Here is a 23,367-nt window from a genome sequence, read left to right on the forward strand (position 1 = left end):
ATGCAGGACTGGCTAAAGATGAGCGCCGCAGATCTGGGGCGGGGAATTGCAGCACAAGAGATAGATCCTGTTGCTTTGGCGCAGTGCTATCTGGCGGCCATCGACAGCCATCCGCATCGCGATCGCATCTATAGCACGGTGACCCCTGAGCGCGCTCTGGCCGAGGCCGAGGCCGCAGCCGAGCGGGCGCGGGCGGGGCTGCGCCGCTCCCCGCTTGATGGGGTGCCGATCAGCTGGAAGGACCTGTTTGATTCGGCGGGGGCCGGGACCGAGGCGGGCTCGGCGCTGCTCAAAGGCCGGGTGCCGGATCAGGATGCCTTGGTTCTGGAAGTTGCGACCTCCATGGGGGCTGTGTGCCTGGGCAAAACCCATATGAGCGAGCTGGCCTTTTCCGGGCTGGGGCTCAATCCGGTGACAGCAACGCCGCCCTGTGTCAACGATGAGGCGGCAGTGCCGGGGGGCTCGTCCTCTGGCGCCGCAGCCTCGGTTGCTTTTGATCTGGCGGCAGGGGCCATTGGCTCTGATACCGGAGGGTCGGTGCGTATTCCCTCGGCTTGGAACGATCTGGTGGGGCTGAAAACCACCGCCGGGCGGATTAGCCTCGAAGGGGTGGTGCCGTTGTGTCTGAAGTTTGACACCATCGGCCCGCTGGTGCGCTCGGTTGAGGATGCGGGCCTGTTTTTGGGGTTGCTTGAGGGCACGGCTGGCCCCGATCTGCGTGGCGCGACGGGTCTTGAGGGGCGCCGATTTGCGGATCTGCAAACGATTGCGCAGGATGATCTAGATCCTGTAGTCGCCCAAAGCTACGCGGATGCGCTGCTAAAACTGCAGCAGGCGGGCGCTGAGATTGTGCCGCTGGAAGTGCCCGAACTGGTTGAGCCCATGGGGCTCAGCGCTATCTTGTTCACTACCGAGGCCTATGGGCTGTGGAAAGAGGTGATCGAGGCCAGCCCCGAGGTGATGTTTGACAAGATCCTGGAGCGTTTCCGCTCTGGCGCAGGCTTCTCCGGGCCTGACTACGTTGCCGCCTGGGGGCGGCTGGAACAGGCCCGCATGGCCTGGGATCAGGCCACGGCTGGCTTTGATGGCGTCCTGTCCCCCAGCTGCCCGATTCTGCCGCCCAATCTGGCGCGTTTGGAGCAGGAGGAGGACTACTATGTACAGGCCAATCTGCTGACGCTGCGCAATACCCGCATAGGCAACCTGATGGGCACCTGCGGGCTGAGCCTGCCTACGGGCACCCCCAGTTGTGGTTTGCAGGTCCTTGGCCAACCCAACTGTGAGGAGGCTTTGCTGCGGGTTGGCATGGGGATCGAAGCTGCCCTGGCAGTTTAACCCCGGGGCAGCCAATCGCCAAAGTCTGGCCGGAATGCCACAAATTTGCCCAAGGCCGCATCCTGCGGCTGGACGCATTGGCTCTTGCTCTGTAATTTGACTGCAAACGGGGCGCGAATGATCCCGAATTCGAGGCACAGCTATGAATTTCCCTGACCGGTTTGCGAACCTGCCAGCCTATGCGTTTCCGCGTCTGCGGGCGCTTTTGGACCATCACGCGCCTGGCGGCGATGTGGTGCATATGACCATTGGCGAGCCGAAACACCAATTCCCGCAATGGGTGACGGATGTCATCGTTGAAAACGCCGCTGGCTTTAACAGCTATCCGCCCAACGATGGTTCGGATGACCTGCGTGGCGCGATGGCGGGCTGGATTTCCAACCGCTACGGCGTGACCATGGACCCGGCGACACAGATTATGGCGCTGAATGGCACCCGCGAGGGGCTGTATAATGCTGCCATGGCGCTGTGTCCTGAGACAAAGAATGGCGAAACACCGGCGATTTTGATCCCGAACCCGTTTTATCAGGTCTACATGGTGGCCAGCCTGTCAGTCGCGGCTGAACCTGTGTTCCTGTCGGCCACAGCTGCGACAGGCCATCTGCCAGATTATGAGAGCCTGCCGGTTGAGCTGCTGCAGCGCACAGCGATTGCCTATATTTGCTCTCCCGCCAACCCCCAGGGCGCGGTGGCGGATCGTGCCTATTGGCAGCGGCTGATCGCCCTGGCCGAAAAGCATGATTTCTGTATTTTCGCCGATGAATGCTACAGCGAGATTTACCGCGATGCGCCGCCGCTTGGGGCGCTGACCGTGGCGCAGGAAATGGGCGCGGATCCCGAGCGGGTGGTGCTGTTCAATTCGCTTTCCAAACGTTCAAACCTGCCGGGGCTGCGGTCGGGGTTGATTGCCAGCGGGCCGGAGAATATCAAACGGATCAAGCAGCTGCGGGCCTATTCCGGGGCACCGCTGCCGGGGCCGTTGCAGGCTGCCGCGGCAAAGGTCTGGGCGGATGAGGCCCATGTGGTGGAAAACCGGGCGCTCTATGTTGAGAAATACACCATTGCAGATGAGGTGTTTGCCGGGTTGGACGGGTACGTCTCTCCCCATGCCGGGTTCTTCCTGTGGCTGCCGGTTGCGGATGGAGAAGACGCCGCGCTGAAGCTGTGGCAGCAGACTGGCGTGCGGGTCTTGCCGGGGGCCTATCTGGCTCAGGGCAGTGGTGACGAAAACCCCGGTAAAGGCTATATCCGGGTGGCGCTGGTGGCCGCGCCTGAGGTGACACGGGAGGCGCTGAGTAAGCTGCGGCGCTGTCTCTACGACGACTGAATGACTGCGATTGCCTGCCAGAGCGGGGGCATCGCCAATACAAAAGACAAACCGATGATCCGATCCTGTGGTACAATTCAGGGCACATCGGCAACAATGAACCGAGGTAGGCATGGCATTTCAAACCCGCAGCAGGGACCCCCTGCTTGACAGTTCGATGCAGGCGGCGATCGAAAAGCGTGGCAAGGAGCTGATTGGAATCTTTCTGATCGCGCTTGGCTTGCTTGTGGCTGCAATGGTTGGTTCCTACACCCCGGATGATCCCAACTGGATGGTCTCTACCGATGCGCCGGTGCAGAATTGGATGGGGCGCCCTGGGGCCTCGATTGCGGCACCGTTGTTCCTGATTGTGGGTTGGGCTGCCTGGAGCCTGGCGCTGACGCCACTGGCCTGGGGGCTGCGTTTTTTGTTCCACAGTGGCGAAGAACGCGTGCTTGGCCGGATGATCTTTGCGCCGGTTTTGTTGGCGGTGGCCTCGATCTATGCGGCGACGCTGGTGCCCGACGCCGATTGGAAAACCACCCATAGCTTTGGGCTGGGTGGGCTGTTTGGCGATACCGTGATGGGGGCCTTGCTGACGCTTTTGCCGGTGAGTTCACATTTTGCGGTGAAATTGATGTCGCTGCTGATGGCCATTGGCATGTTGTCCCTTGGCGCCTTTGTGGCTGGGTTCAGCCGCGAGGAGATCAACCGCGCCGGTCGCTATCTGACCTTGGGCTTTGTGCTGATCTACGGTGGCATCGCCAGCCTGCTGGGGCGCGGCGCTACCAGCGGTTTTCGGGCTGCGATGACCCTGCGCGAACAGCGTCGTGCCGCCAAATTGCAGGCCGAAGAAGAGGCCTGGATTGCCGAGGACACTGAGGCGCAGATGTTTGAGAGCTATCCCCAGGGCGGTGATGCTGAGGCGAGGCTCGGTGACGATGATTTTGTGGTGGAAAAACCCGAAAAAACCAGCCTGTTTTCCCGTGTGCCAGGGCTGATGCGCCGGTCTGACCCCGACGATATCCCAGATCAGATGCCGGAACCTGAGCTGGTTGAGAATGCGCAAACTGGGGAAGCCCTGCTGTCGGGCGACGCGCGTATTTCGGAAAAGATCGCCAGCGCGGTGCGCATTCGCCGCGCGGCCACCCAGGCAGCTGCGAGCAATGACGCAGATCTGCCCCTGACCAAGGGGCGCGGCAAGCGGGCGGAGCCTTTGCTGTTCAATCCCAATGCTGCCACGAATGGCCTGCCCCCCGAGCCGCCGTTGACCGCCACCCCCGCCATTCCCGCAGCACCGGGCGCTACAGCATCGATGGCGGCATTTGTGCCCTCTGCCCCAGAGCTGCAGGCGGGACAGGGCTATGACGCGACACCTGTTGCAACCGGACCTGCAGATACCGGACCTGAGTATGCAGAGCCCACAGCAGACCATGCCGAAGCTGAGACAGCGACAATGGAGCCAAGCGCGGCGATGGGGATGCCCTCTGAATTGGCGCCGGACCGGGTTGTTTCAGAAGAACTGCCCGCAGGCCGGGTCATCAACCGGGAATTTGGCGCGCCCGCAAGCCCCGCTGCGGCACAGCAGGCACCAGAGCCGGTGGAATATGACATTCCCGTTGCCACCCCGCGCAAGGCGGTGGTCGAGCAGCCGCAGCGCAAGCCGGTCCAGCCCTCGACACGGGCTAAGGCTGAGGCGCAGCCAGGTCTGGCCTTTGAAGAAAGTGCATCGGATTTTGAACTGCCGCCGCTGTCGTTGCTCAGCCATCCCAGTGGGGTCGAACGTCACCATCTGAGCGATGAAGCCCTGGAAGAAAACGCCCGGATGCTGGAAGTGGTTCTGGATGACTACGGCGTCAAAGGTGAGATCGTCTCGGTGCGCCCCGGTCCTGTTGTCACCATGTATGAGCTGGAACCGGCGCCGGGTCTCAAGGCGTCGCGTGTGATTGGTCTGTCTGATGATATCGCGCGATCCATGTCGGCGCTATCGGCGCGGGTGTCTACCGTGCCTGGGCGCACTGTCATCGGCATCGAGCTGCCCAATGAAAAGCGCGAGATGGTGAACTTCCGCGAAATCCTGTCGAGCCGCGATTATGGCGATGGCACGCAGAACCTGCCGCTGGCGCTGGGCAAGGATATTGGCGGCTCCTCGATGGTGGCCGATCTGGCCAAGATGCCCCACTTGCTGATCGCGGGAACCACGGGCTCTGGTAAATCGGTGGCCATCAACACCATGATCCTGTCGCTGCTGTATAAGCTGTCACCGGATGAATGCCGCCTGATCATGATCGACCCCAAGATGCTGGAACTGTCTGTCTATGATGGCATTCCCCATCTTTTGTCACCGGTTGTGACCGATCCCAAAAAGGCGGTTGTTGCCCTGAAATGGGTGGTGGGCGAGATGGAAGATCGCTACCGCAAGATGTCCAAGATGGGCGTGCGCAACATCGCCGGCTACAATGGCCGCGTAAAAGAAGCCCTGGAAAAGGGCGAAATGTTCAGCCGCACCGTGCAGACCGGGTTTGACGATGACACCGGCGAACCCGTGTTCGAGACCGATGAATTCGCCCCCGAAGCGCTGCCCTATATCGTGGTGATCGTCGATGAGATGGCGGATCTGATGATGGTTGCCGGCAAAGAGATCGAGGCCTGTATTCAGCGTCTGGCGCAGATGGCGCGGGCCTCTGGGATCCACCTGATCATGGCCACCCAGCGCCCGTCGGTGGATGTGATCACCGGCACCATCAAGGCCAACTTCCCCACCCGGATTTCTTTCCAGGTGACCTCGAAAATCGACAGCCGTACGATCCTGGGCGAGATGGGCGCCGAGCAGCTGTTGGGCATGGGCGACATGCTTTATATGGCGGGCGGCGCCAAAATCACCCGCTGCCATGGGCCCTTTGTGTCGGATGAAGAGGTCGAAGAGGTGGTGAACCACCTGAAACAGTTTGGCCCGCCGGAGTATATGGGCGGTGTGGTCGAGGGGCCGGATGACGACAAGGCCGAAAACATTGACGCGGTTCTGGGGCTGAATACCGGTGGCAACACCACCGGCGAGGATGCGCTTTATGATTCCGCAGTGCAGATCGTGATCAAGGACCGCAAATGTTCGACCTCCTATATTCAGCGCAAGCTGGCCATCGGCTATAACAAAGCCGCGCGCCTGGTGGAGCAGATGGAGGACGAGGGTCTGGTCTCTCCGGCCAACCACGTGGGCAAACGGGAAATCCTGGTGCCGGAGCAGTAAGGCTGGGTGAAAATCGGCTTTCCCAATCAAGAAACCGCGAGGTCGGCCCGCAAGCGGGGCGGCCTCTTTTCTTTTCCGCTCCAAGGATTATCTAACGCATATGAAAAAACTTCTTTGTATCTTGGCGCTGGGCGTCACAGCGTCGCTGTCCGGCACTCTGGCCTGGGCTGACGAAAAGCTGAGCCTGGATGAGATTTCCGGCTATCTGAACGAGATGAAGACCGCCACGGCGAGCTTTACCCAGATCAATGATGATGGGTCGCTGACCACCGGCAAGCTCTATCTGCACCGTCCGGGCCGGATGCGGTTTGAATATGATGGGACCGATGGTGGCACAGTTGTGGCCGGCGCAGGCGCGGTGCGCATTCACGACCCCAAATCCAATCAACCGCCCGAGACCTTCCCACTACGCCGCACTCCGCTGTCGATCATCCTGGCCAAGCGGGTCAATCTGGATCAGGCCAATATGGTTGTCGGCCACGGCTTTGACGGCACCTCGACGGTGGTGCAGGCTCAGGACCCGGAAAACCCGGACTACGGCAGTCTGGAGCTGATGTTCACGGATGCGCCGGTGGAGTTGCGCAAATGGGTGGTACATGACGGGGCCGGGGGCAAGACCACCGTGATCCTTGGTGCGCTGGAAACCGGGATGCGCCTGCCCTCAACCCTGTTCAGCGCCGGTGGCGGTGGCAATTCACCCTAGAAACACCAAAGAATGGCCAGGTGAGGCAGAGTGGATATTGCCTTGCGGCGGAAATTCTACATGGGGTCTGCCGAGCTCTCTTTAGATCGTCTTAAGTATTTGATTTGTCTATCTGACGGAGGAAAAAATGTCATTTGAAGCTTGGCTGGCATTTACGTTGATATCTGCTGCAAACATCATAACACCAGGTCCTGCGATCTTGAATACGATCCGACGGGCCGCGCAACTTGGCTTCAAACAATGCCTGCCGACGATTGCTGCAAACGCGGCCGGTCTCGCTGTCGCGGGTTTTGCATGTGCGTTCGGCGTCGCCGCATTTGTTCTTGCCTCTGAGTGGCTGTGGTTCCTGTTTCGCTGGGCGGGGGTGCTCTATCTTGCCTATTTGGGGCTGCGCCTGATTTTTGTCCGCGAAACGCTTGACCTTGGCCAGTCAGCATCCGCGCCACCATCCGTATCGACCCGGACATTGTTTCTGGAGGCGTTCACTCTGGCCGTGTCCAATCCCAAGGCGGTTCTTTTTTATGTGGCGATCTTTCCGCAAGTCATTCAGCCGGACGCGCCAGCCGGGCCGCAGGCGCTGGTGCTGGTGTCCACCTATTGTGCGATATCCCTCGCCTCGCTGACGACCTATGCGGCACTAGCGGGGGTGTTGCGGGCACGCTTTCTGACACAGTCCAGATACCGAGGGTTTCGGATTCTGTCTGGGATGCTGCTTTTGGGGTTTGCCGGAAAGCTGGCAAAAGAAGTTCGCTAGATCTCAGGCGCCGAGCTGCCGTTCTAAGCAGTGCGGAGAACGACAGCCTGGTGTGTGTGACCTAGATCAGCGGGCGCGACGGCAGGTGGCAAGCTGGGCCTGGTACATCTGCGAGCGGGCTTCGACCTTGCTGGCGACCCGCAGCAGCCAGGTTTTTGCTTTGTAGGTTCCGCGTGCATAGCCGGTGTGACCGTCGTGATAGGCTAGGTACTGGTTGCGCGCGTCGTAAAGCGGGATGCTGTTCTTCTCGAGGCTTTTGTTCATATACCAGCCCATAAAATCGGTGGCGTCCTCGATCCGGTCGCGTTTGGCGCGGCGCCGTCCGGTGTCGCGTTTGTAATCCTCCCAGGTGCCGTCCAAAGCCTGGCCATAGCCATAGGCGCTGGATTGCCGCCCCATGGGGATCACCCCCAGCAGGTATTTGTGCGGGGTGCGGGCATTACCGCGGAATGCGCTTTCCTGATGGATGGTGGCCATTTGCACATGGATGGGCACGCCCCAGCGGCGCTCGGTGGCGCGAAAGGCGTGCAGGTATTTGGGCCGCTCCTTGATGATGGCGCACGCGTTTTCCAGATTGCGGGGTGGGGTATTGGGACCACCTCCGCAGGATGCGACAACCAGAAGAAGGGCGAGTACGACGATGATTCTGCTCATTGCCTCTGCCTATTCGTTATATTTTTTTGTCATTCTAGCTTGTTTGGCCATCCGTGAAAATCACAAATCAATCAAAAGTGACAGCACCAGCGGCAGGGCCGCAATCGCCATCAGGGTCGAGACCACCACAAGCCCGGCAACCGCTTCTGCATCAGCACCGAATTTTTCGGCCAGCAGATAGGAGGTGACGGCGACGGGGGTGGCCAGTTGCAGAACCAACACGCCAAAGGCGATCTGGTCGAGGCCAAAGGCCCAGCCCAACCCCCAGCCAATGGCGACACTGGCGATGAGCTTGGCAAGAGACAGCAAAACCGCCAGCCCAGTTTTGCCCGGCGTCAACCGGGCGATGGCCACGCCCAATGTGATCAGCATCATGGGGATGGCCATTTGGCCAATGAGATCCAGCGCATTGGTCAAGAATTTGGGGGTCTGCCAGTCTTGCCACAAAAACAGCGCGCCCAGCAAAGTGGCCCAAACCATTGGTTCGCGCAGGGCCTTGGCGCCGCCGCCCTTACCCGCCACCAAGGACAGGCCGAGGGTAAAGGACAACACCGCCGATACGGCCAACATGACCACCGCATAGCCAAGGCCCGCCTCGCCAAATGCAAACAGGGCCAAGGGGATGCCAAGATTGCCGGTATTGCCAAAAATGAAAGGCGCCAGATAGGTTTGCCGGTTCAGGCGTCCCGTTTTGATCAGCACCGAACCCACCAGGGCGAGCAATACATGGCCCAAAATGGCAGCGATAACAAAGACCCCAAGCGCAGACTTGTCGAGCTCGGTTTTCATCAAGGCAGTGAAGATGAGTGCCGGGACCGCAAGGGTCATTGCTAGGCGGGTGACAAACTGAATGCGGTATTCAAATCCCAGTTTCACCCAGGCAAAACCGACACCCGCGAGCAGGAAAACGGGGGCGGTAATTTCAAGCACTGTTAAGGCCAGGTTCACAGACTGTTTCCTCGAAAATTTGTCTCAAGAGTTGGACATCTGCCAGTGTTTCACGTTAGTAACAAGTCACGGAGACAGTCTGCCAATGCTAAGAACACGTGCAAAATATAATCTGGGACAGGTTGTCCGTCATCGAAAACACCCGTTTCGCGGTGTGGTCTTTGACGTCGATCCAGAGTTCGAGAACACGGAAGAGTGGTATGAAGCCATTCCCGAAGACAGCCGTCCGGTGCGGGATCAGCCGTTCTACCATCTGCTGGCAGAGAATGATCAGACCTACTATGTGGCCTATGTCTCTGAGCAGAATCTGGTTGCGGATTATTCCGGTGAGCCAATCAGCCACCCGGACTTGCCAGAGATGTTTGATCAGTTTGATGGGGCGGCCTACGCCTTGCAGTATCAGCTCAACTGAACGTCCCCGGATCGACGATCCGCTTTTCTATCACTCGTTTTGAAACCTGGCTCCGGCCGTGGTCCCCCTCTTCTCGGGCGGGTTCTGATACAGGTCGCGCTTGGCCGACCTGTCAGGTGTTTTGCTGGACTTCTGGCTGGCAATTTCACGACTGGCAATTGCACGGGTGTTTTACCCGCACCGACCCCCAGGTCCGGCGCGGGTGCGCGTTTTTCAATACGTCTTGGTCAACGGTCGGCTAGCCTCAATAGCCGAGGGCGCAGCCATCCTTGCGCGGGTCGCTGCCACCTTCCAACAGCCCATCAGGGTGGATCTTGATCGCCTGAGCGCCGCCAATGGCGGTGTCCGGGATTTCAACCTTATGACCCAGATCGCTCAGGTCTTGCCGCGTTTGATCGCTGTAGCCCTGTTCAACTTTGAGAACGCCGTTATCGGAGAAGCTGCGGGGGGCATCAATTGCGGTCTGCGCATCCATGCCAAAGTCCTGCAGGTTGGATACAAACCGGGCATGGCCATTGGGCTGATAGGCCCCACCCATCACCCCAAAGGGCATCATCACCCGTCCCTGATGCCGGAGCATGCCTGGGATGATTGTGTGCATTGGGCGCTTGCCACCTGCCAATTCGTTTGGGTGCCCCTGCTGAAGGGTAAAGCCGGCGCCCCGGTTTTGCAGCAGGATGCCGAATTTCTCAGAGGCAAGGCCCGAGCCAAAGCCATGAAAGATCGAGTAGATCAGCGAGACTGACATGCGATCTTTGTCCACCACGGTGATATAGATGGTGTCTTTGTGGATGGCTTCGGTAAGCGGAGCGGCAGCAGCCATGGCGCGCTTTGGGTCAATAAGCGCTGCAAGTCGGCTGGCTGTTTCGGGCGACAGCATATGGTCGAGCCGCTGCATATGCGCCGGGTCAGCCAGAAACCGGTTGCGTGCATCATAGGCCAGCTTGGCGGCTTCGGCCTCGATATGGGCGCGTTGGGCGCCCAGAGGGTCCAGGGCTGCGATGTCAAAATGTGAGAGGATATTGAGCATCAGCAAGGCGGTCGCCCCCTGACCGTTGGGGGGATGCTCAACCAGATCAACGCCTTTGTAGTTGGCCGAAACCGGGGTGACCCGGTCGCAGGCGGCGGCGGAAAAATCTGCCACCTGGTGGGTACCTCCCGCGGCCTGAAGTGTCGCAACCATGTCTTCGGCGATTTCACCGGTGTAAAAGGCATCGCGGCCATCGCGCGCGATGCGGCGCAGGACTTCGGCCTGGCCGGGGGCACGAAAGATCTGGCCAACCTTCGGAGCCTTGCCATCAAAGAGGTAAGCCTCGCGGGCCGCGCCCTGCAGGGTGGCGGCATCATTCGCCCAGTCAAAGGCAACACGTGGCGCCACCGGGACGCCGGTTTCTGCATACTGAATGGCGGGGGCAAGCAGGGCATCCAGGCCAAGCTTGCCTTCGGTTTCCGCGAGATGGCAGAAGGTCTCGATCGCGGTGGGAATGGTGACGGCATCGGCGCTTTGCAACGGGACGCTGGTCAGGCCCTGATCCCGCAGAGCCTGGGCCGTGGCACCTGCCGGTGCCCGCCCCGAACCATTCACCGCCTGAATTTCATCGCTGTCGCTGCGTGAAAAGAGCACAAAGCAATCGCCGCCAATCCCGGTCATTTGTGGCTCGCATATGCCGAGAAGAACAGCCCCGGCAATGGCGGCATCCATGGCGTTTCCGCCGCGTTTCAACACATCAATAGCAGCGCCAGCTGCCAGCGGGTGCGATGTTGCACAGAGACCGTTCTGGGCAAAGACGGCAGAACGTCCGGGAGATTGAAAGTTGCGCATTGACCGACCACTCCTGTTAGGCTGCCCGGCAAAGTAGTGACCCTGATTGAAATGACAATGAGATTTTGTGATTCCGCGGGGTGATACGCAGCCCTGCGGGGCGCAATCTGGGAGGTCTGGTGGGAGGTCTGGACTGAGGAGGAGGATTGTCCCTGGCGTCGTACGATCGGTGGGGGCTTGGATGTCCGACGCCAGGAGAAGCTATGTCAGCTACGGGTTAATCAATGCCTGAGACCTGGGGCGAGAGTGGGCCGGAAATGTGGTGCTTTTGCGGCGCGGGTTCACCCCGTGCCCCGCTCTTGCGTGATCCAATGATCTGAGCTGAGGCTTGCTTGTATGGCTCATCAGCTAATTTTGTTTGGCCTGCATATCAAAAAACAGCGACAACTGGTTGCTGTCGGCCTGTCTTTCGTAGTGCAGGCGACAGGTTAGCGCACGAATAAGATGCCAGCCAAATCCCCCCTCCGGCAGCGTCTCCATGGGGCCGCTGATATCAGCGGGCAGGCCGACTGGCAGCTCGCCGTTGGGCAGCGGAGGGCCGGTGTCGCTGATGCAAATTTGCAGTTCGTCCGGCGACAGATCGCATTGGATATAGATTTCGCCGTCTGAGAGGTCAGAATAGGCGTGCTCTACGATGTTGTTGACAGCTTCTGCCAGGGCTATTTGCACATCTCCGGCCCGGTTCACCGGCAGATCAATATCGCGCAGTTGTTGCATTACCGCCGAGATACAGGATCTGGCGCCTTGTTCGGTTGCTTTGAACGAACATGCAAAAGTCTCAGCCATTCATTTCTCGCTTCCCGCCCCTATGCGGTCGGTTGGACAGAACTCAGGTGTTATTTGCACTGACAGCGTCATTCAAAGAGGCGTAGAGATTGAAAATTGTATCCATGCGGGTCAGGCGAAATACTTTTTCTACCATTGGTGTGGGCCCAGCCAGGTCCAGACGGCGGTCGCGCCCCAATTGCTTCATGGCGGCGACAATGGCGCCCAATCCGCTGGAGTCGATGAACTGTACCAGTGACAGGTCCAAAATGACGCGGTCAGGTCCGCTTTCGGTCTCTGACCGCATGTCTTCTTTGAATTGAATTGCCATGGCTGCATCGATGCGATCCGCATTTACAGTCACAATTTGTGCACCATTGGCCTCTGTACTTGTCAGGCTCATAGTGATCCCCCAGGAAAGTTGTCTCAACGTATTTATACCAGTCTAGACCTCAATCCTTAGCATTCAGTATGTTTATTGGCGACGATTGGAGGAATATCTGATGAAAAATGTTGTGATTGCCGGCGCGGCGCGCACCCCTATGGGTGGATTTCAGGGGGTCTTTGAAGCCCTGCCCGCATCTGAGCTGGGCGGGGTCGCCATCAAGGCGGCGCTGGAAGGGGCCGGCGCCAAGACCGTTGATGAGGTGCTGATGGGCTGCGTTTTGCCAGCAGGACAGGGCCAGGCGCCCGCACGGCAGGCAGGTTTTGCCGCCGGGCTTGGTGAAGAGGTTCCGGCAACCACGCTCAACAAGATGTGTGGCTCGGGCATGAAAGCGGCAATGATCGCCTATGACCAGATCGCCCTGGGACAAACTGACACGGTTGTTGCTGGCGGTATGGAGAGCATGACAAATGCGCCCTATTTGCTGCCAAATCAGCGTAGTGGCGCGCGAATCGGGCATGGCCAGGTCATTGACCACATGTTCCTGGATGGGCTGGAGGACGCCTACGACAAAGGCCGCCTGATGGGCACCTTTGCCGAGGACTGCGCCGAACACTACCAGTTCACCCGCGAAGCACAGGATGACTATGCGCTAAAGTCGCTCTCCAATGCTTTGGCTGCGCAAGAAAGCGGAGCTTTTGAGGGTGAAATTGCCAGTGTTACGATGAAAACGCGGAAAGGCGAAACCACCAGCGCAGCTGATGAGCAGCCCGGCAATGCCCGTCCCGAAAAGATCCCAACACTGAAACCGGCCTTCCGCAAGGACGGCACCGTGACTGCGGCGAATGCCTCGTCGATTTCCGATGGGGCGGCGGCTCTGGTTTTGGCCTCGGAAGAGGCGGCAACCACCCAGGGCCTCACTGTGCGGGCCCGCGTTCTGGGCCACGCCAGCCATGCTCAGGCGCCGGGCTGGTTCACCACTGCGCCGGTTCCTGCCGCCAAAAAACTGCTCGATTCAATTGGCTGGGCCGTAGAGGATGTCGATCTCTGGGAAGTGAACGAAGCCTTCGCCGTGGTTCCCATGGCCTTTATGCATGAAATGGGCATCAGCCGTGACAAGGTGAATGTGAACGGCGGCGCCTGTGCGTTGGGCCATCCCATTGGCGCATCGGGCGCGCGCATCATTGTGACGCTTCTGAATGCTTTGGAAAAGCGTGGGTTGAAACGCGGCGTTGCGGCGATTTGCATTGGCGGTGGCGAAGGTACGGCCATTGCCATCGAAGTGGTCTGATTTCCATTTGGACAAAAATATCCTCGGGGATGAATTGACCCGGAGGGGCAAGAGGGGGCAGAAGAGCCCCCTCTTTTGCTTTTAAAGGACAGTGACATGGCTGTGGATTACAATACCTTGTCCAAGACACTTGCCTCTCTGACCGAGGGTGAGGATGACACCGTGGCGCTGATGGCCACTGTTGCCTGCGAATTGCATCACAGCGATGATCGATTTGACTGGACCGGGTTTTACCGCGTTGTCGCGCCTGATCTATTGAAGATCGGCCCCTATCAGGGCGGCCATGGCTGTTTGCAAATCCCGTTTTCGCGCGGTGTTTGCGGTGCAGCAGCGCGCAGTGGGGAGGCACAGCTGGTGGCGGATGTCGACGCTTTCCCCGGGCATATCGCCTGCGCCTCTTCTACCCGGTCTGAGTTGGTGCTGCCGGTGTGGAATGCGGCAGGGCAGTTGATTGCGGTTTTGGATATCGATAGCGACCAGGCAAATGCCTTTACCCTGGACGACCAGCAGCAATTAGCTGCGATTTTACAGCAGGTATTTGCCAGGGCTTGAGGGAGGCACCCGCAAGAGGGGCTTTGCCCCTCGGCCTGCGGCCTCACCCCAAGGTATTTTTGGAAAGATGAAAGCCGAAAGGGCGCGCGCCTGTTCGCGCCGTCTTTTGGAGCCCATTGCTACGACGGGGCTGCGAGGGATGTGAAAAAAGGTTTGAAAATTTCACCGGATCGGCACATAGTGAAAAAACAGGTAAAAATTTCACCAGCATTTTGCGGAGGGAGATCTCAGCCGTGACCAGTCAAGCCCCGCAACCGGCAACTTTGGGTGCAGATATTCGGGCCCTGCGCAAGGCACGCGGGCTGACGTTGACTGATATCGCGGGAAAACTGGATAAATCTGTTGGTTGGCTGAGCCAGGTGGAGCGGGATCTGTCAGAGCCTTCGATTTCAGATCTGCGGCAACTTGCCAGTTGTCTATGCGTGCCAATGTCGATGCTTTTTGCCCATACGGACGCCCCGGCAAATGAACATGGCTATATTGTTCGGGCGGGATCACGGCGGCCCATGGGCTCGGGCGAGGAGGGGCTGATCGAAGAGCTGCTTTCGCCTGATCTGACCGATGATTTTGAAATGGTGCATTCTACGTTTCTGCCCCATTCCAAGATGCAGAAACCGGCAGACCGTCCAACCCAGGAGGTGGGCTATATGATCTCGGGGCGACTGGACCTTTTGATTGACCAAAAGCCCTTTACGGTTGGCCCTGGTGATAGCTTTCGCATCAAACATCAGCCCTACCAATGGGCCAACCCCTACGATGAGCCAGCCATTGCGGTCTGGGTTATCGCGCCGCCGGTCTATTGAGTGATGAGTTTTGAGGCCTGGACCATATTTGTAGTGTTCTGGGTGGTCTTTGTGACCACTCCGGGGCCAAATGCGGTAAATTGTATCAGCAATGGTATGAGTTTGCACTTTTCCAAGGCGATGCTTGGGGTCCTGGCGATCCTGACACAGGCGGTTTTGTTTCTGGTGCTCTCGGCACTGGGAGTGACGGCCCTGATTGCCGCATCACCAACCGGATTTTTTGTCGCCAAACTCGTAGGGGCGGCATTTTTGATCTTTTTGGGGCTGCGCAACTGGCGCAATGCCAGCACGCCCACCCCAGCGGTGGAGCGGCCTGCGCGCCATGTCTATCTGCATGCCCTGGCGGTGGCGGTGATCAACCCCAAAAGCGTCGCTGGCTATCTTGCGGCCTTTTCCCAATTTGTGCAGCCGGATGTGCCGATCTGGCAGCAGATGGGGGTGATCATGCCCACAGCGCTGGTGCTGACCACGCTCAGCTATACTGGCTTTACCCTGTTGGGGATGATGATGGGCAAGGCGGCGCTGAAGGCGGTGTTTAACATCTGGATCCGCCGGGGGCTGGCCCTGTGTTTTATTATCTACGGTGTGCTTCTGGGCGCCAGCAGTATGCCGCAAGCGGAGGTGATGCGATGACGGATCATGTGATCAGGGGATCCTGCCTGTGCGGCGATATCCGGTTTGAGACTGCGGCGGAGCCACAGGGGGCCTCGATGTGCCATTGCGGCCAGTGTCGCAAGCAATCCGGCGGCATCTGGTCTTCGGCCTATGTGAAGGACAGCGCGCTGACCATTTCTGGCCCTGTGCGCTGGTTTGAGGCCAGCCCACAGGCCAAACGGGGCTTTTGTGGGCGCTGTGGGTCCTCCCTGTTCTGGAAGGCCCATGACGAGGACACCACAAGTTTTGCCCTTGGCGCTGTTGCGGCGCCCACGGGGCTGAGGATCGAGAAACATATCTTTGTGCGTGACAAGGGCGATTTCTATGAGATCGCCGATGGTGTTTTGCAAAAAGACTAAGGCCGGGGAGCAAACATGTCTGATTTTCCAACCAAGGCCCGTGTGGTCATTATCGGCGGCGGCGTGATTGGCGCCTCTGGTCTTTATCATCTGGCCAAGAAGGGCTGGAGCGATTGCGTGCTTTTGGAAAAGAACGAGCTGACGGCGGGCTCTACCTGGCATGCGGCGGGCAATGTGCCGACCTTTTCGACCTCGTGGTCGATCATGAACATGCAGCGCTATTCGACCGAGCTTTATGCCCGCCTTGGAGATGAGGTCGATTATCCGATGAACTATCACCAGACCGGGTCAATCCGTCTGGCGCATTCCAAGGAGCGGATGCAGGAGTTTGAGCGCGCCTGTTCCATGGGCCGTTATCAGGGCATCGAGATGGAGATCTGGACGCCCGAGCAGGCCAAAGAGCACTATCCGTTCCTGGAAACCCATGATCTGGAAGGGGTGCTGTGGGATCCAAGTGATGGCGACATCGACCCGGCGCAGGTGACCCAGGCCCTGGCCAAAGGCGCGCGCGACATGGGGGCTAAGATCATCCGCTTTTGTCCCGCCACTGGCGTCACCCAGAAGGCAGACAAAACCTGGATCGTTCATACCGAGAAGGGCGATATCGAATGTGACTATGTGGTCAATGCTGCGGGGTATTACGCCCAGCGCGTCGGCGAATTCTTCAAACCCTATGGTGGGCGCACAGTGCCGATGATGGTGATGTCGCACCAGTATCTGCTGACCGAGCAGATTGATGAGGTAGAGGCCCATGTCAAACAGACCGGTAAGAAGCTGCCGCTGATCCGCGATGTGGATGTGTCTTACTATCTGCGCCAGGAGAAGAACGGCTATAACCTTGGGCCCTATGAACCCAACTGCCGGGGTCATTGGATGACGGATGATGACCAGATGCCGGAGGATTTCTCCTTCCAGCTTTGGCAGGATGATCTGGACCGGATCGAGGATATCGTTACCGATGCCATGGCGCGGGTGCCGTTGATGGCAACCTCCGGGGTCTCCAGCGTTATCAATGGCCCGATCCCCTATGCGCCCGATGGCCTGCCGCTGCTTGGCCCAATGCCCGGTGTCGACAACGCCTTTGAGGCCTGCGTCTTTACCTTTGGCATCGCCCAGGGCGGGGGCGCCGGCAAGGTTCTGGCGGAATGGATTGTCGATGGTCAGACCGAATGGGACATGTGGTCGGTCGATCCGCGCCGTTACACCGATTATACCGATCAGGACTATTGCGACCAGAAAGGCATGGAAGTTTACGGTAACGAATATGCCATGCACTTCCCCCACCACGAATGGCCTGCTGCCCGGGATAAAAAGGTCAGCCAGGTGCATGGGCACCTCAGGCAACTGGGCGGACAAATGGGCGCCTACAACGGTTGGGAACGGGTGAATTGGTTTGCCAAAGACGGGGATGATATCTCTGAGGCTGCTACCCATACCTGGGGTCGCTCCGGCCCCTGGCAGCAGCGCATCAAGGAAGAGTGCGAAGCGGTGCGGGACGGGGTTGGCGTCTTGGACCTGCCGGGCTTTTCGCGCTTTAATCTCGAAGGGGAGGGCGCGGCTGAGTTTCTGCGCGGTCTGGTCACCGGCGGGCTGCCCAAGGTGGGCCGGATGAACCTGGTCTATTTCTCCGACGATCGCGGCCGTATTCTGACGGAAATGTCCTGTCTGCGTCACGGCGAGGATCACTTTACCATGATCACCGCAGGATCGGCCCAGTGGCACGATTTTGATGTGCTGAAAAAGGCGCTGCCGACCGGGCTGACGCTGAGCGACCGCACCACCGAATTTGCCACTATGATCGTCACCGGGCCAAAATCACGCGACCTGTTTGCCGATATCTCTGACGCCGATCTGTCCCTTGGTTGGTTGACCCACCAGACGGCCACGGTTGCAGGTCAGCCGGCCCTTTTGGCGCGGGTGTCCTATGCGGGTGAGCTGGGCTGGGAGGTGCATTGCGCCAATGCCGATCAGGCGGCGATCTATGATGCGCTGCTGACAGGCGGTGCCAAACCCTTTGGCATGTATGCGCTGAACGCCCTGCGGATCGAAAAGGGCTACCGCAGCTGGAAAGGCGATCTGTCCACCGATTACACCCTGCTCGAAGGGGGCTTGGGGCGTTTTGTCAAACTCGACAAGCCACAGGAGTTCCCCGGCAAGGCGGCGATCCGCAGTGAGCTGCAGCAGGGACCAAAAAAGGTCTTTGTGACGCTGATTGTGGAGGCAGGCGAGGCTGATGCACCCTATATGTCCTGTATCTGGAAAGATGGGGAAATTGTCGGAGAGACCACCAGTGGCGATTATGGCTACCGCGTGGATGCCTCGATCGCGCTGGGCATGCTGCGCCGTGACCTGGCCCTGCCGGGCACCGAGGTCGAGGTCGAAATCTACGGCGAGAAATGCCGCGCCATTGTTCAGGAAGATCAGCCCCTGTGGGATCCCACTAACGCTCGCCTGCGTGCCTGATAGGGAATACTGCCGTACAAAAGACCAAAATAATGGGGCGGCAGGCTGGTCCTGGTGCCATAAAAGAGAAGACGCTTATGCAGATCACCTTGTTGGATGGCTCGGTTGGCCAGGAAGTTGTCAAACGGTCCGGGGAGCGGCCAACGCCGCTTTGGTCGGCTTCGGTGATGATGGATCAGCCGGATTTGGTCGGCGCGGTTCATGGTGACTATTTTGCTGCCGGGGCCACCATTGCCACCACCAATACCTATACGGTGCACCGGGATCGTCTGCTGCGCGCTGGGCTGGAAGACCGCTTTGAAACCTTGCTGGACATTGCCATGGCACAGGCCAAGGCCGCACGGGATGCCCATGGGGGTGGACGCATCGCCGCTGCGTTGGGGCCGCTTGGGGCCAGCTATCGGCCTGATCTGAACATCCCGCTGCAAGAGGCAGCGCGGCTGTTTGCGGAACTGGTGCGCCTGACGGAGGACACGGCTGATCTGTTCCTGATCGAAACGGCCTCGTCACTGGCGCAGGCGCGCGGCGCCCTAATGGGCTGTTGCGCAACCTCCAAGCCGGTCTGGCTGGCGGTCTCGGTGAAGGACGATGACGGCAGCCGCCTGCGCTCGGGTGAGCCCTTGTTGGACCTGGCGCCGGTGCTTGCAGAATTCCAACCCGCCGCCGTTTTGATCAACTGCTCCCGCCCCGAGGTGATTGGCGCCGGGCTGGAGATCCTCCAACGCTTTGACCGCCCCTTTGGGGCCTATGCCAATGGCTTTACCGGCATCACCGACGGTTTCCTGCAAGAGGCGCCTACGGTGGACGCGTTGCAGCAGCGGCAGGATCTGGGGCCGGCTGAATACGCGCAGTTTGTGATGGGTTGGGTGGCCATGGGCGCCACGATTGTGGGCGGCTGCTGCGAGGTTGGCCCCGGCCATATTGCCGAGCTGGCCCACCAGCTGCGCGCGGCCGGACACGAGATCATCTAACCTGAGATCTGCAAACGGGGGAGGCGTGACATGACACAGCAAAAGGCGACAGGCGCTCCGACCTCCCCGCCGCGCGTCTGGACGGTGGATATTCTGCTGGCCGAGGGCTTTGTGCTGACAGAACTGTCCGCCGTGGCAGAGACCCTGCGCATCGCCAACCGGGTGTTGGCGCAACCGCCGTTTCGGATCTGCTTTCGCTCGGCTCAGGGCGGGCAGCTGTCCTGTCGGGCGGGGCTGCTGGTCGATACCGATCCATATATTGATCGCCCCGACGCGGATTTTGCCTTTGTTCTGGGCAATACCGACCCGGACCACCCGGCGCTGTCCCTGGGGCGAGTGCTGAAACGATACACCAGCCGGGGGGCGCGGGTCTTTTTGTTGGCAGAGGCCGCCGCGCGCTATCTCAAAGATCAAGGCAGGGGCGGGGCCACCCATTGGGAAAATGCCGCGCTGCTGCGCGAACGTCAGGGCCTGTTCGAGGCCAGCCACGCGCTGGCCAGCGAGGATGGCCCAATCATCACCTGTGCCGGAATGGGGGCCACCACTGATATCGTGCTGGCCTTGATTGGGCGGCTCACCTCGGCGGCCGCACAGGTCAGCGTCGCCAATATCATGCTGCATGAACAGGTGCGGGACTATTCCTCCTTGCAGCCATTCTCTGGGGCCAGACCGACGATCACTGGCGACCGGGATCTGGACCATGCTATCCGTCTGATGCAGGCCAATATCGAAGAGCCACTGCCCATTGGTGAGATCGTGGCGGAGCTGGGGGTTTCGACCCGATCGCTGGAGCGCAAGTTCAGGACCTATCTGGCCACCACCCCCAATGGGTTCTACCGGGAAATGCGACTGAACAAGGCCAATAACCTGCTGCTGAACACCACCATGAGCGTGCGCGAAATTGGCCTCGCCTGTGGGTTTCAGAACGGATTTTCCACCCTGTACAAATCGGTCTTTGGAATCACCCCCTTTGCGCTGCGCAAGCGTCGCCGCCTGGGGGCAGATCAGTCGCCGGATTTTCAAAACGTCGGAGAATAGCCCTGGGTAACTGGCGCTTTTGGCACCTTTTGTGACGCCTGCCTGTGATAATCTGAGTGGAATTCAGGTTCTTTCGGAGTGCTGACATGAGTGAACTTCCAACTCAGGCCCGTGTGGTCATTATCGGGGGCGGCGTTATTGGCTGCTCGGTTGCCTATCATCTGACCAAGCTGGGCTGGACGGATGTGGTGCTGCTGGAGCGCAAGCAGCTCACCTCGGGGACCACCTGGCATGCTGCCGGTCTGATTGCCCAGCTGCGTGCCACCGCCAATATGACCAAATTGGCCAAATACTCCCAAGAGCTCTATGGCGGGCTGGAACAGGAAACCGGTGTCGCCACCGGCTTTAAACGCTGTGGGTCGATCACTGTTGCTCTGACCGAAGAACGCCGCGAAGAAATCTTCCGCCAGGCCGGCATGGCGCGGGCCTTTGGCGTTGATGTGGAAGAAATCTCACCTCAGGAGGTGAAGGCAAAATATGAACACCTGAACATTGGTGACGTAAAGGCCGGTGTCTGGCTGCCCAGGGATGGTCAGGGTGATCCGGGCAATATCGCCCTGGCGCTGGCCAAGGGGGCGCGTCAGCGTGGCGCCCTGATCAAGGAACGCACCAAGGTCACTGGCCTGTCAAAGACTGGCCGCCGGGTGACCGGGGTTGACTGGATCAGCGATGATGGGGCGAGCCAGGGTCATATCGCCGCCGATATGGTGGTGAACTGTGCTGGCATGTGGGGCCACGAGGTCGGCCGCATGGCGGGGGTGAATGTGCCGCTGCATGCCTGCGAACACTTCTATATCGTCACCGAGGCCATCAAGGGCCTGACCCAGCTGCCAGTGCTGCGGGTGCCGGATGAATGCGCCTATTACAAGGAAGACGCGGGCAAGATGCTGCTGGGCGCATTTGAACCCAATGCCAAACCCTGGGCGATGTCGGGTATTCCCGACAGTTTTGAATTTGACCAGCTGCCGGAAGATTTTGACCATTTTGAACCCATCTTGGAAAACGCCTGCAATCGAATGCCGATGTTGGCCGAGGCCGGGATCCACACTTTCTTTAACGGGCCGGAGAGCTTTACCCCCGATGACGCCTATCATCTGGGCCTGGCGCCCGAGATGGACAATGTCTGGGTCGCGGCGGGTTTTAACTCCATTGGTATTCAATCCGCTGGCGGCGCTGGCATGGCGCTGGCGCAATGGATGGACGAGGGGCAGAAACCCTTTGATCTGGGCGATGTGGACATCTCGCGGATGCAGCCTTTTCAGGGCAACAAACATTACCTGTTTGAACGCTCCAAAGAGACCCTGGGACTGCTTTATGCAGATCACTTTCCCTATCGGCAAAAGGCCACCGCGCGGGGAGTGCGCCGCACACCGTTCCATCACCACCTGAAAGAACAAGGCGCGGTGATGGGTGAACTGGCCGGCTGGGAGCGCGCCAACTGGTTCGCCAATGCGGGCCAGACGGCGGAGTATGAGTACAGCTGGAAGCGGCAGAACTGGTTTGAAAACGCCGCAGCCGAACACCGCGCCGTGCGCGAAAACCTCGGCATGTATGACATGTCGTCGTTTGGTAAACTGCGCGTCGAAGGGCCTGATGCTGAGGTGTTCCTCAACCATGTGTGTGGCGCCAACCTGTCGGTGCCTGCGGGCAAGATTGTCTATACCCAATTCCTCAACACGCGGGGCGGCATCGAGGCCGACGTCACCGTCACCCGCCTTTCGGAAACCGCCTATCTGGTGGTAACCCCGGCAGCGACCCGTCTGGCGGATCAGACCTGGATGCAGCGTCATGTGGGCGATCATCGTGTGGTCATCACCGATGTAACTGCGGGTGAGGGCGTCTTGGCGGTGATGGGGCCAAATGCCCGCAAACTGCTGGAGCGTGTCTCTCCCAATGATTTCTCAAACGCGGTGAACCCCTTTGGCACCGCGCAGGAGATCGAGCTGGGCATGGGGCTGGCCCGGGTGCACCGGGTCACCTATGTGGGGGAGCTGGGCTGGGAAATCTACATGAGCGCGGACATGGCAGGCCATGCCTTTGAAACCCTGCACGCCGCTGGTCAGGACATGGGGCTAAAACTTTGCGGTATGCATATGATGGACAGCTGCCGGATCGAGAAGGGCTTTCGCCACTTTGGCCATGACATCACCTGCGAAGATCATGTGATTGATGCCGGGTTGGGCTTTGCGGTGAAAACCGACAAACCGGCTTTCATTGGCCGCGACGCGGTGCTCAAGCGCAAGGAAACTGGCCCCAAGGCGCGGCTTCTGCAGTTCAAACTCAGCGATCCTGAGCCACTGCTGTACCACAACGAGCCGCTCCTGCGGGACGGGGAGATCGTCGGCTATATCTGTTCGGGCAACTATGGTCATACCCTGGGGGCGGCCATTGGCATGGGCTATGTGCCCTGCGAGGGGGAGACGGCAGCGGAGGTGCTGGCCTCCAGCTATGAGATTGAGGTCATGGGGGTGCGGGTACAGGCCGAGGCTTCGCTCAAACCCATGTATGACCCAAAATCGGAGCGGGTGAAGGTCTAACCCAAGGGCGGGCAAAGCAGGCCATGGCTTTTGCTTTGCCCCGGCCAGACCGGACGATTTGGTCCACTCTTTGGTAATGTTTCACCGATGTTTGTCCCGCGGTCTTTCGTCAGCATCAGCGAGGTATGCTTGACGCATGGTCAGCATTGTTTGCACACCGGGGGCTGCGGCTAGACTAGGCTAGGCCAAAATGCGGGTCTGATAACAACAAGAAGGGGGAGGCTGATGTGGTCGTGTCGCGAAGGTGGTGGAAATTTGAAGGTGGCGTAATCTCCGGGTGAACTGAACCCACCCAACCGGCGGCAGCAACCGCCAGGGAGATCACGCCATGAAGAACAATACCGACACTGCCGCGCTTTCGCTACTGG

Annotated in this window: 20 protein-coding genes; 15 read left to right on the top strand and 5 right to left on the bottom strand. The window is 59.4% G+C overall.

Going from position 1 to position 23,367, the window contains the following annotated elements; translation table 11 throughout:
- The 5 genes from QZ268_RS11275 (at nt 1) to QZ268_RS11295 (ending at nt 7,345) form a co-directional block, all read left to right on the top strand.
- Nucleotides 1-1,335, top strand: a complete 1,335-nt coding sequence (locus tag QZ268_RS11275; RefSeq protein ID WP_295452420.1) for an amidase family protein — start codon at nt 1-3, stop codon at nt 1,333-1,335.
- 142 nt (nt 1,336-1,477) lie between these two features.
- Nucleotides 1,478-2,662 carry an aminotransferase class I/II-fold pyridoxal phosphate-dependent enzyme gene (locus QZ268_RS11280; protein WP_295452422.1) on the top strand — a complete coding sequence of 395 codons (1,185 nt, stop codon included), beginning with the start codon at nt 1,478-1,480 and terminating at the stop codon, nt 2,660-2,662.
- 112 nt (nt 2,663-2,774) lie between these two features.
- The gene (locus tag QZ268_RS11285; protein WP_295452424.1) at nt 2,775-5,888 is read left to right on the top strand and encodes a DNA translocase FtsK; all 3,114 of its coding nucleotides are present in this window, start codon (nt 2,775-2,777) and stop codon (nt 5,886-5,888) included.
- A gap of 100 nt (nt 5,889-5,988) precedes the next feature.
- Nucleotides 5,989-6,591, top strand: coding sequence for an outer membrane lipoprotein carrier protein LolA (locus tag QZ268_RS11290; RefSeq protein WP_295452427.1), 603 nt, complete (start codon nt 5,989-5,991; stop codon nt 6,589-6,591).
- Nucleotides 6,592-6,718: 127 nt separating this feature from the next.
- Nucleotides 6,719-7,345 carry a LysE family translocator gene (locus QZ268_RS11295; RefSeq protein ID WP_295452430.1) on the top strand — a complete coding sequence of 209 codons (627 nt, stop codon included), beginning with the start codon at nt 6,719-6,721 and terminating at the stop codon, nt 7,343-7,345.
- 66 nt (nt 7,346-7,411) lie between these two features.
- Here the strand turns inward: QZ268_RS11295 and QZ268_RS11300 are convergent, their stop codons facing one another.
- Both QZ268_RS11300 and QZ268_RS11305 read right to left on the bottom strand, forming a co-directional pair.
- The gene (locus QZ268_RS11300; RefSeq protein WP_295452434.1) at nt 7,412-7,999 is read right to left on the bottom strand and encodes a lytic transglycosylase; all 588 of its coding nucleotides are present in this window, start codon (nt 7,997-7,999) and stop codon (nt 7,412-7,414) included.
- Between the two features lie 60 nt (nt 8,000-8,059).
- A complete protein-coding gene (locus QZ268_RS11305; protein ID WP_295452436.1) occupies nt 8,060-8,947 on the bottom strand; it encodes an AEC family transporter in 888 nt (295 codons plus the stop codon).
- Nucleotides 8,948-9,032: 85 nt separating this feature from the next.
- Between QZ268_RS11305 and hspQ the strand changes: the two genes are divergently transcribed.
- Entirely contained in the window at nt 9,033-9,359 is a 327-nt protein-coding gene (gene hspQ / locus QZ268_RS11310) for a heat shock protein HspQ (protein WP_295452439.1), read from the top strand.
- Nucleotides 9,360-9,603: 244 nt separating this feature from the next.
- Here hspQ and QZ268_RS11315 read toward each other — a convergent pair whose 3' ends face one another.
- The 3 genes from QZ268_RS11315 to QZ268_RS11325 all read right to left on the bottom strand — a co-directional run bounded on the left by QZ268_RS11315 (nt 9,604) and on the right by QZ268_RS11325 (nt 12,349).
- Nucleotides 9,604-11,181, bottom strand: coding sequence for a gamma-glutamyltransferase family protein (locus QZ268_RS11315; protein WP_295452442.1), 1,578 nt, complete (start codon nt 11,179-11,181; stop codon nt 9,604-9,606).
- A 348-nt stretch (nt 11,182-11,529) separates the two neighbouring features.
- Nucleotides 11,530-11,967: an ATP-binding protein gene (locus QZ268_RS11320; protein ID WP_295452444.1), complete on the bottom strand. Its 438-nt coding sequence runs from the start codon at nt 11,965-11,967 to the stop codon at nt 11,530-11,532.
- Nucleotides 11,968-12,010: 43 nt separating this feature from the next.
- Nucleotides 12,011-12,349: an STAS domain-containing protein gene (locus QZ268_RS11325; RefSeq protein WP_295452447.1), complete on the bottom strand. Its 339-nt coding sequence runs from the start codon at nt 12,347-12,349 to the stop codon at nt 12,011-12,013.
- 100 nt (nt 12,350-12,449) lie between these two features.
- Between QZ268_RS11325 and QZ268_RS11330 the strand changes: the two genes are divergently transcribed.
- From QZ268_RS11330 to QZ268_RS11370, 9 genes are all read left to right on the top strand, one after another.
- Entirely contained in the window at nt 12,450-13,622 is a 1,173-nt protein-coding gene (locus tag QZ268_RS11330; protein WP_295452449.1) for an acetyl-CoA C-acyltransferase, read from the top strand.
- 96 nt (nt 13,623-13,718) lie between these two features.
- The gene (locus QZ268_RS11335; protein WP_295452452.1) at nt 13,719-14,174 is read left to right on the top strand and encodes a GAF domain-containing protein; all 456 of its coding nucleotides are present in this window, start codon (nt 13,719-13,721) and stop codon (nt 14,172-14,174) included.
- A 233-nt stretch (nt 14,175-14,407) separates the two neighbouring features.
- Nucleotides 14,408-14,977, top strand: a complete 570-nt coding sequence (locus QZ268_RS11340) for an XRE family transcriptional regulator (protein ID WP_295452454.1) — start codon at nt 14,408-14,410, stop codon at nt 14,975-14,977.
- 3 nt (nt 14,978-14,980) lie between these two features.
- On the top strand, nt 14,981-15,610 hold the full coding sequence (locus tag QZ268_RS11345; RefSeq protein ID WP_295452471.1) for a LysE family translocator: 630 nt from the start codon (nt 14,981-14,983) through the stop codon (nt 15,608-15,610).
- Nucleotides 15,607-15,990, top strand: a complete 384-nt coding sequence (locus tag QZ268_RS11350; protein WP_295452457.1) for a GFA family protein — start codon at nt 15,607-15,609, stop codon at nt 15,988-15,990. Before QZ268_RS11345 ends, QZ268_RS11350 begins: the two co-directional genes overlap by 4 nt.
- Nucleotides 15,991-16,005: 15 nt before the next feature.
- Nucleotides 16,006-18,453 carry an FAD-dependent oxidoreductase gene (locus tag QZ268_RS11355; protein ID WP_295452459.1) on the top strand — a complete coding sequence of 816 codons (2,448 nt, stop codon included), beginning with the start codon at nt 16,006-16,008 and terminating at the stop codon, nt 18,451-18,453.
- A gap of 77 nt (nt 18,454-18,530) precedes the next feature.
- Nucleotides 18,531-19,424: a homocysteine S-methyltransferase family protein gene (locus QZ268_RS11360; protein ID WP_295452462.1), complete on the top strand. Its 894-nt coding sequence runs from the start codon at nt 18,531-18,533 to the stop codon at nt 19,422-19,424.
- Nucleotides 19,425-19,454: 30 nt separating this feature from the next.
- Nucleotides 19,455-20,462, top strand: coding sequence for a helix-turn-helix domain-containing protein (locus QZ268_RS11365; protein ID WP_295452465.1), 1,008 nt, complete (start codon nt 19,455-19,457; stop codon nt 20,460-20,462).
- A gap of 86 nt (nt 20,463-20,548) precedes the next feature.
- The gene (locus QZ268_RS11370; protein WP_295452468.1) at nt 20,549-22,999 is read left to right on the top strand and encodes an FAD-dependent oxidoreductase; all 2,451 of its coding nucleotides are present in this window, start codon (nt 20,549-20,551) and stop codon (nt 22,997-22,999) included.
- The last annotated feature ends 368 nt before the right edge of the window (nt 23,000-23,367 follow it).

This window comes from uncultured Pseudophaeobacter sp. (assembly GCA_905479575.1).
In the GTDB taxonomy this organism is placed as follows: domain Bacteria; phylum Pseudomonadota; class Alphaproteobacteria; order Rhodobacterales; family Rhodobacteraceae; genus Pseudophaeobacter.

Excerpts from the sequence above, each read along its gene's own strand:
- QZ268_RS11275 (WP_295452420.1), top strand. The coding sequence starts at position 1 with ATGCAGGACTGGCTAAAGATGAGCGCCGCAGATCTGGGGCGGGGAATT.
- QZ268_RS11280 (WP_295452422.1), top strand. The coding sequence starts at position 1,478 with ATGAATTTCCCTGACCGGTTTGCGAACCTGCCAGCCTATGCGTTTCCG.
- QZ268_RS11285 (WP_295452424.1), top strand. The coding sequence starts at position 2,775 with ATGGCATTTCAAACCCGCAGCAGGGACCCCCTGCTTGACAGTTCGATG.
- QZ268_RS11290 (WP_295452427.1), top strand. The coding sequence starts at position 5,989 with ATGAAAAAACTTCTTTGTATCTTGGCGCTGGGCGTCACAGCGTCGCTG.
- QZ268_RS11295 (WP_295452430.1), top strand. The coding sequence starts at position 6,719 with ATGTCATTTGAAGCTTGGCTGGCATTTACGTTGATATCTGCTGCAAAC.
- QZ268_RS11300 (WP_295452434.1), bottom strand. The coding sequence starts at position 7,999 with ATGAGCAGAATCATCGTCGTACTCGCCCTTCTTCTGGTTGTCGCATCC.
- hspQ (WP_295452439.1), top strand. The coding sequence starts at position 9,033 with ATGCTAAGAACACGTGCAAAATATAATCTGGGACAGGTTGTCCGTCAT.
- QZ268_RS11315 (WP_295452442.1), bottom strand. The coding sequence starts at position 11,181 with ATGCGCAACTTTCAATCTCCCGGACGTTCTGCCGTCTTTGCCCAGAAC.
- QZ268_RS11320 (WP_295452444.1), bottom strand. The coding sequence starts at position 11,967 with ATGGCTGAGACTTTTGCATGTTCGTTCAAAGCAACCGAACAAGGCGCC.
- QZ268_RS11325 (WP_295452447.1), bottom strand. The coding sequence starts at position 12,349 with ATGAGCCTGACAAGTACAGAGGCCAATGGTGCACAAATTGTGACTGTA.
- QZ268_RS11330 (WP_295452449.1), top strand. The coding sequence starts at position 12,450 with ATGAAAAATGTTGTGATTGCCGGCGCGGCGCGCACCCCTATGGGTGGA.
- QZ268_RS11335 (WP_295452452.1), top strand. The coding sequence starts at position 13,719 with ATGGCTGTGGATTACAATACCTTGTCCAAGACACTTGCCTCTCTGACC.
- QZ268_RS11345 (WP_295452471.1), top strand. The coding sequence starts at position 14,981 with ATGAGTTTTGAGGCCTGGACCATATTTGTAGTGTTCTGGGTGGTCTTT.
- QZ268_RS11350 (WP_295452457.1), top strand. The coding sequence starts at position 15,607 with ATGACGGATCATGTGATCAGGGGATCCTGCCTGTGCGGCGATATCCGG.
- QZ268_RS11355 (WP_295452459.1), top strand. The coding sequence starts at position 16,006 with ATGTCTGATTTTCCAACCAAGGCCCGTGTGGTCATTATCGGCGGCGGC.
- QZ268_RS11360 (WP_295452462.1), top strand. The coding sequence starts at position 18,531 with ATGCAGATCACCTTGTTGGATGGCTCGGTTGGCCAGGAAGTTGTCAAA.
- QZ268_RS11365 (WP_295452465.1), top strand. The coding sequence starts at position 19,455 with ATGACACAGCAAAAGGCGACAGGCGCTCCGACCTCCCCGCCGCGCGTC.
- QZ268_RS11370 (WP_295452468.1), top strand. The coding sequence starts at position 20,549 with ATGAGTGAACTTCCAACTCAGGCCCGTGTGGTCATTATCGGGGGCGGC.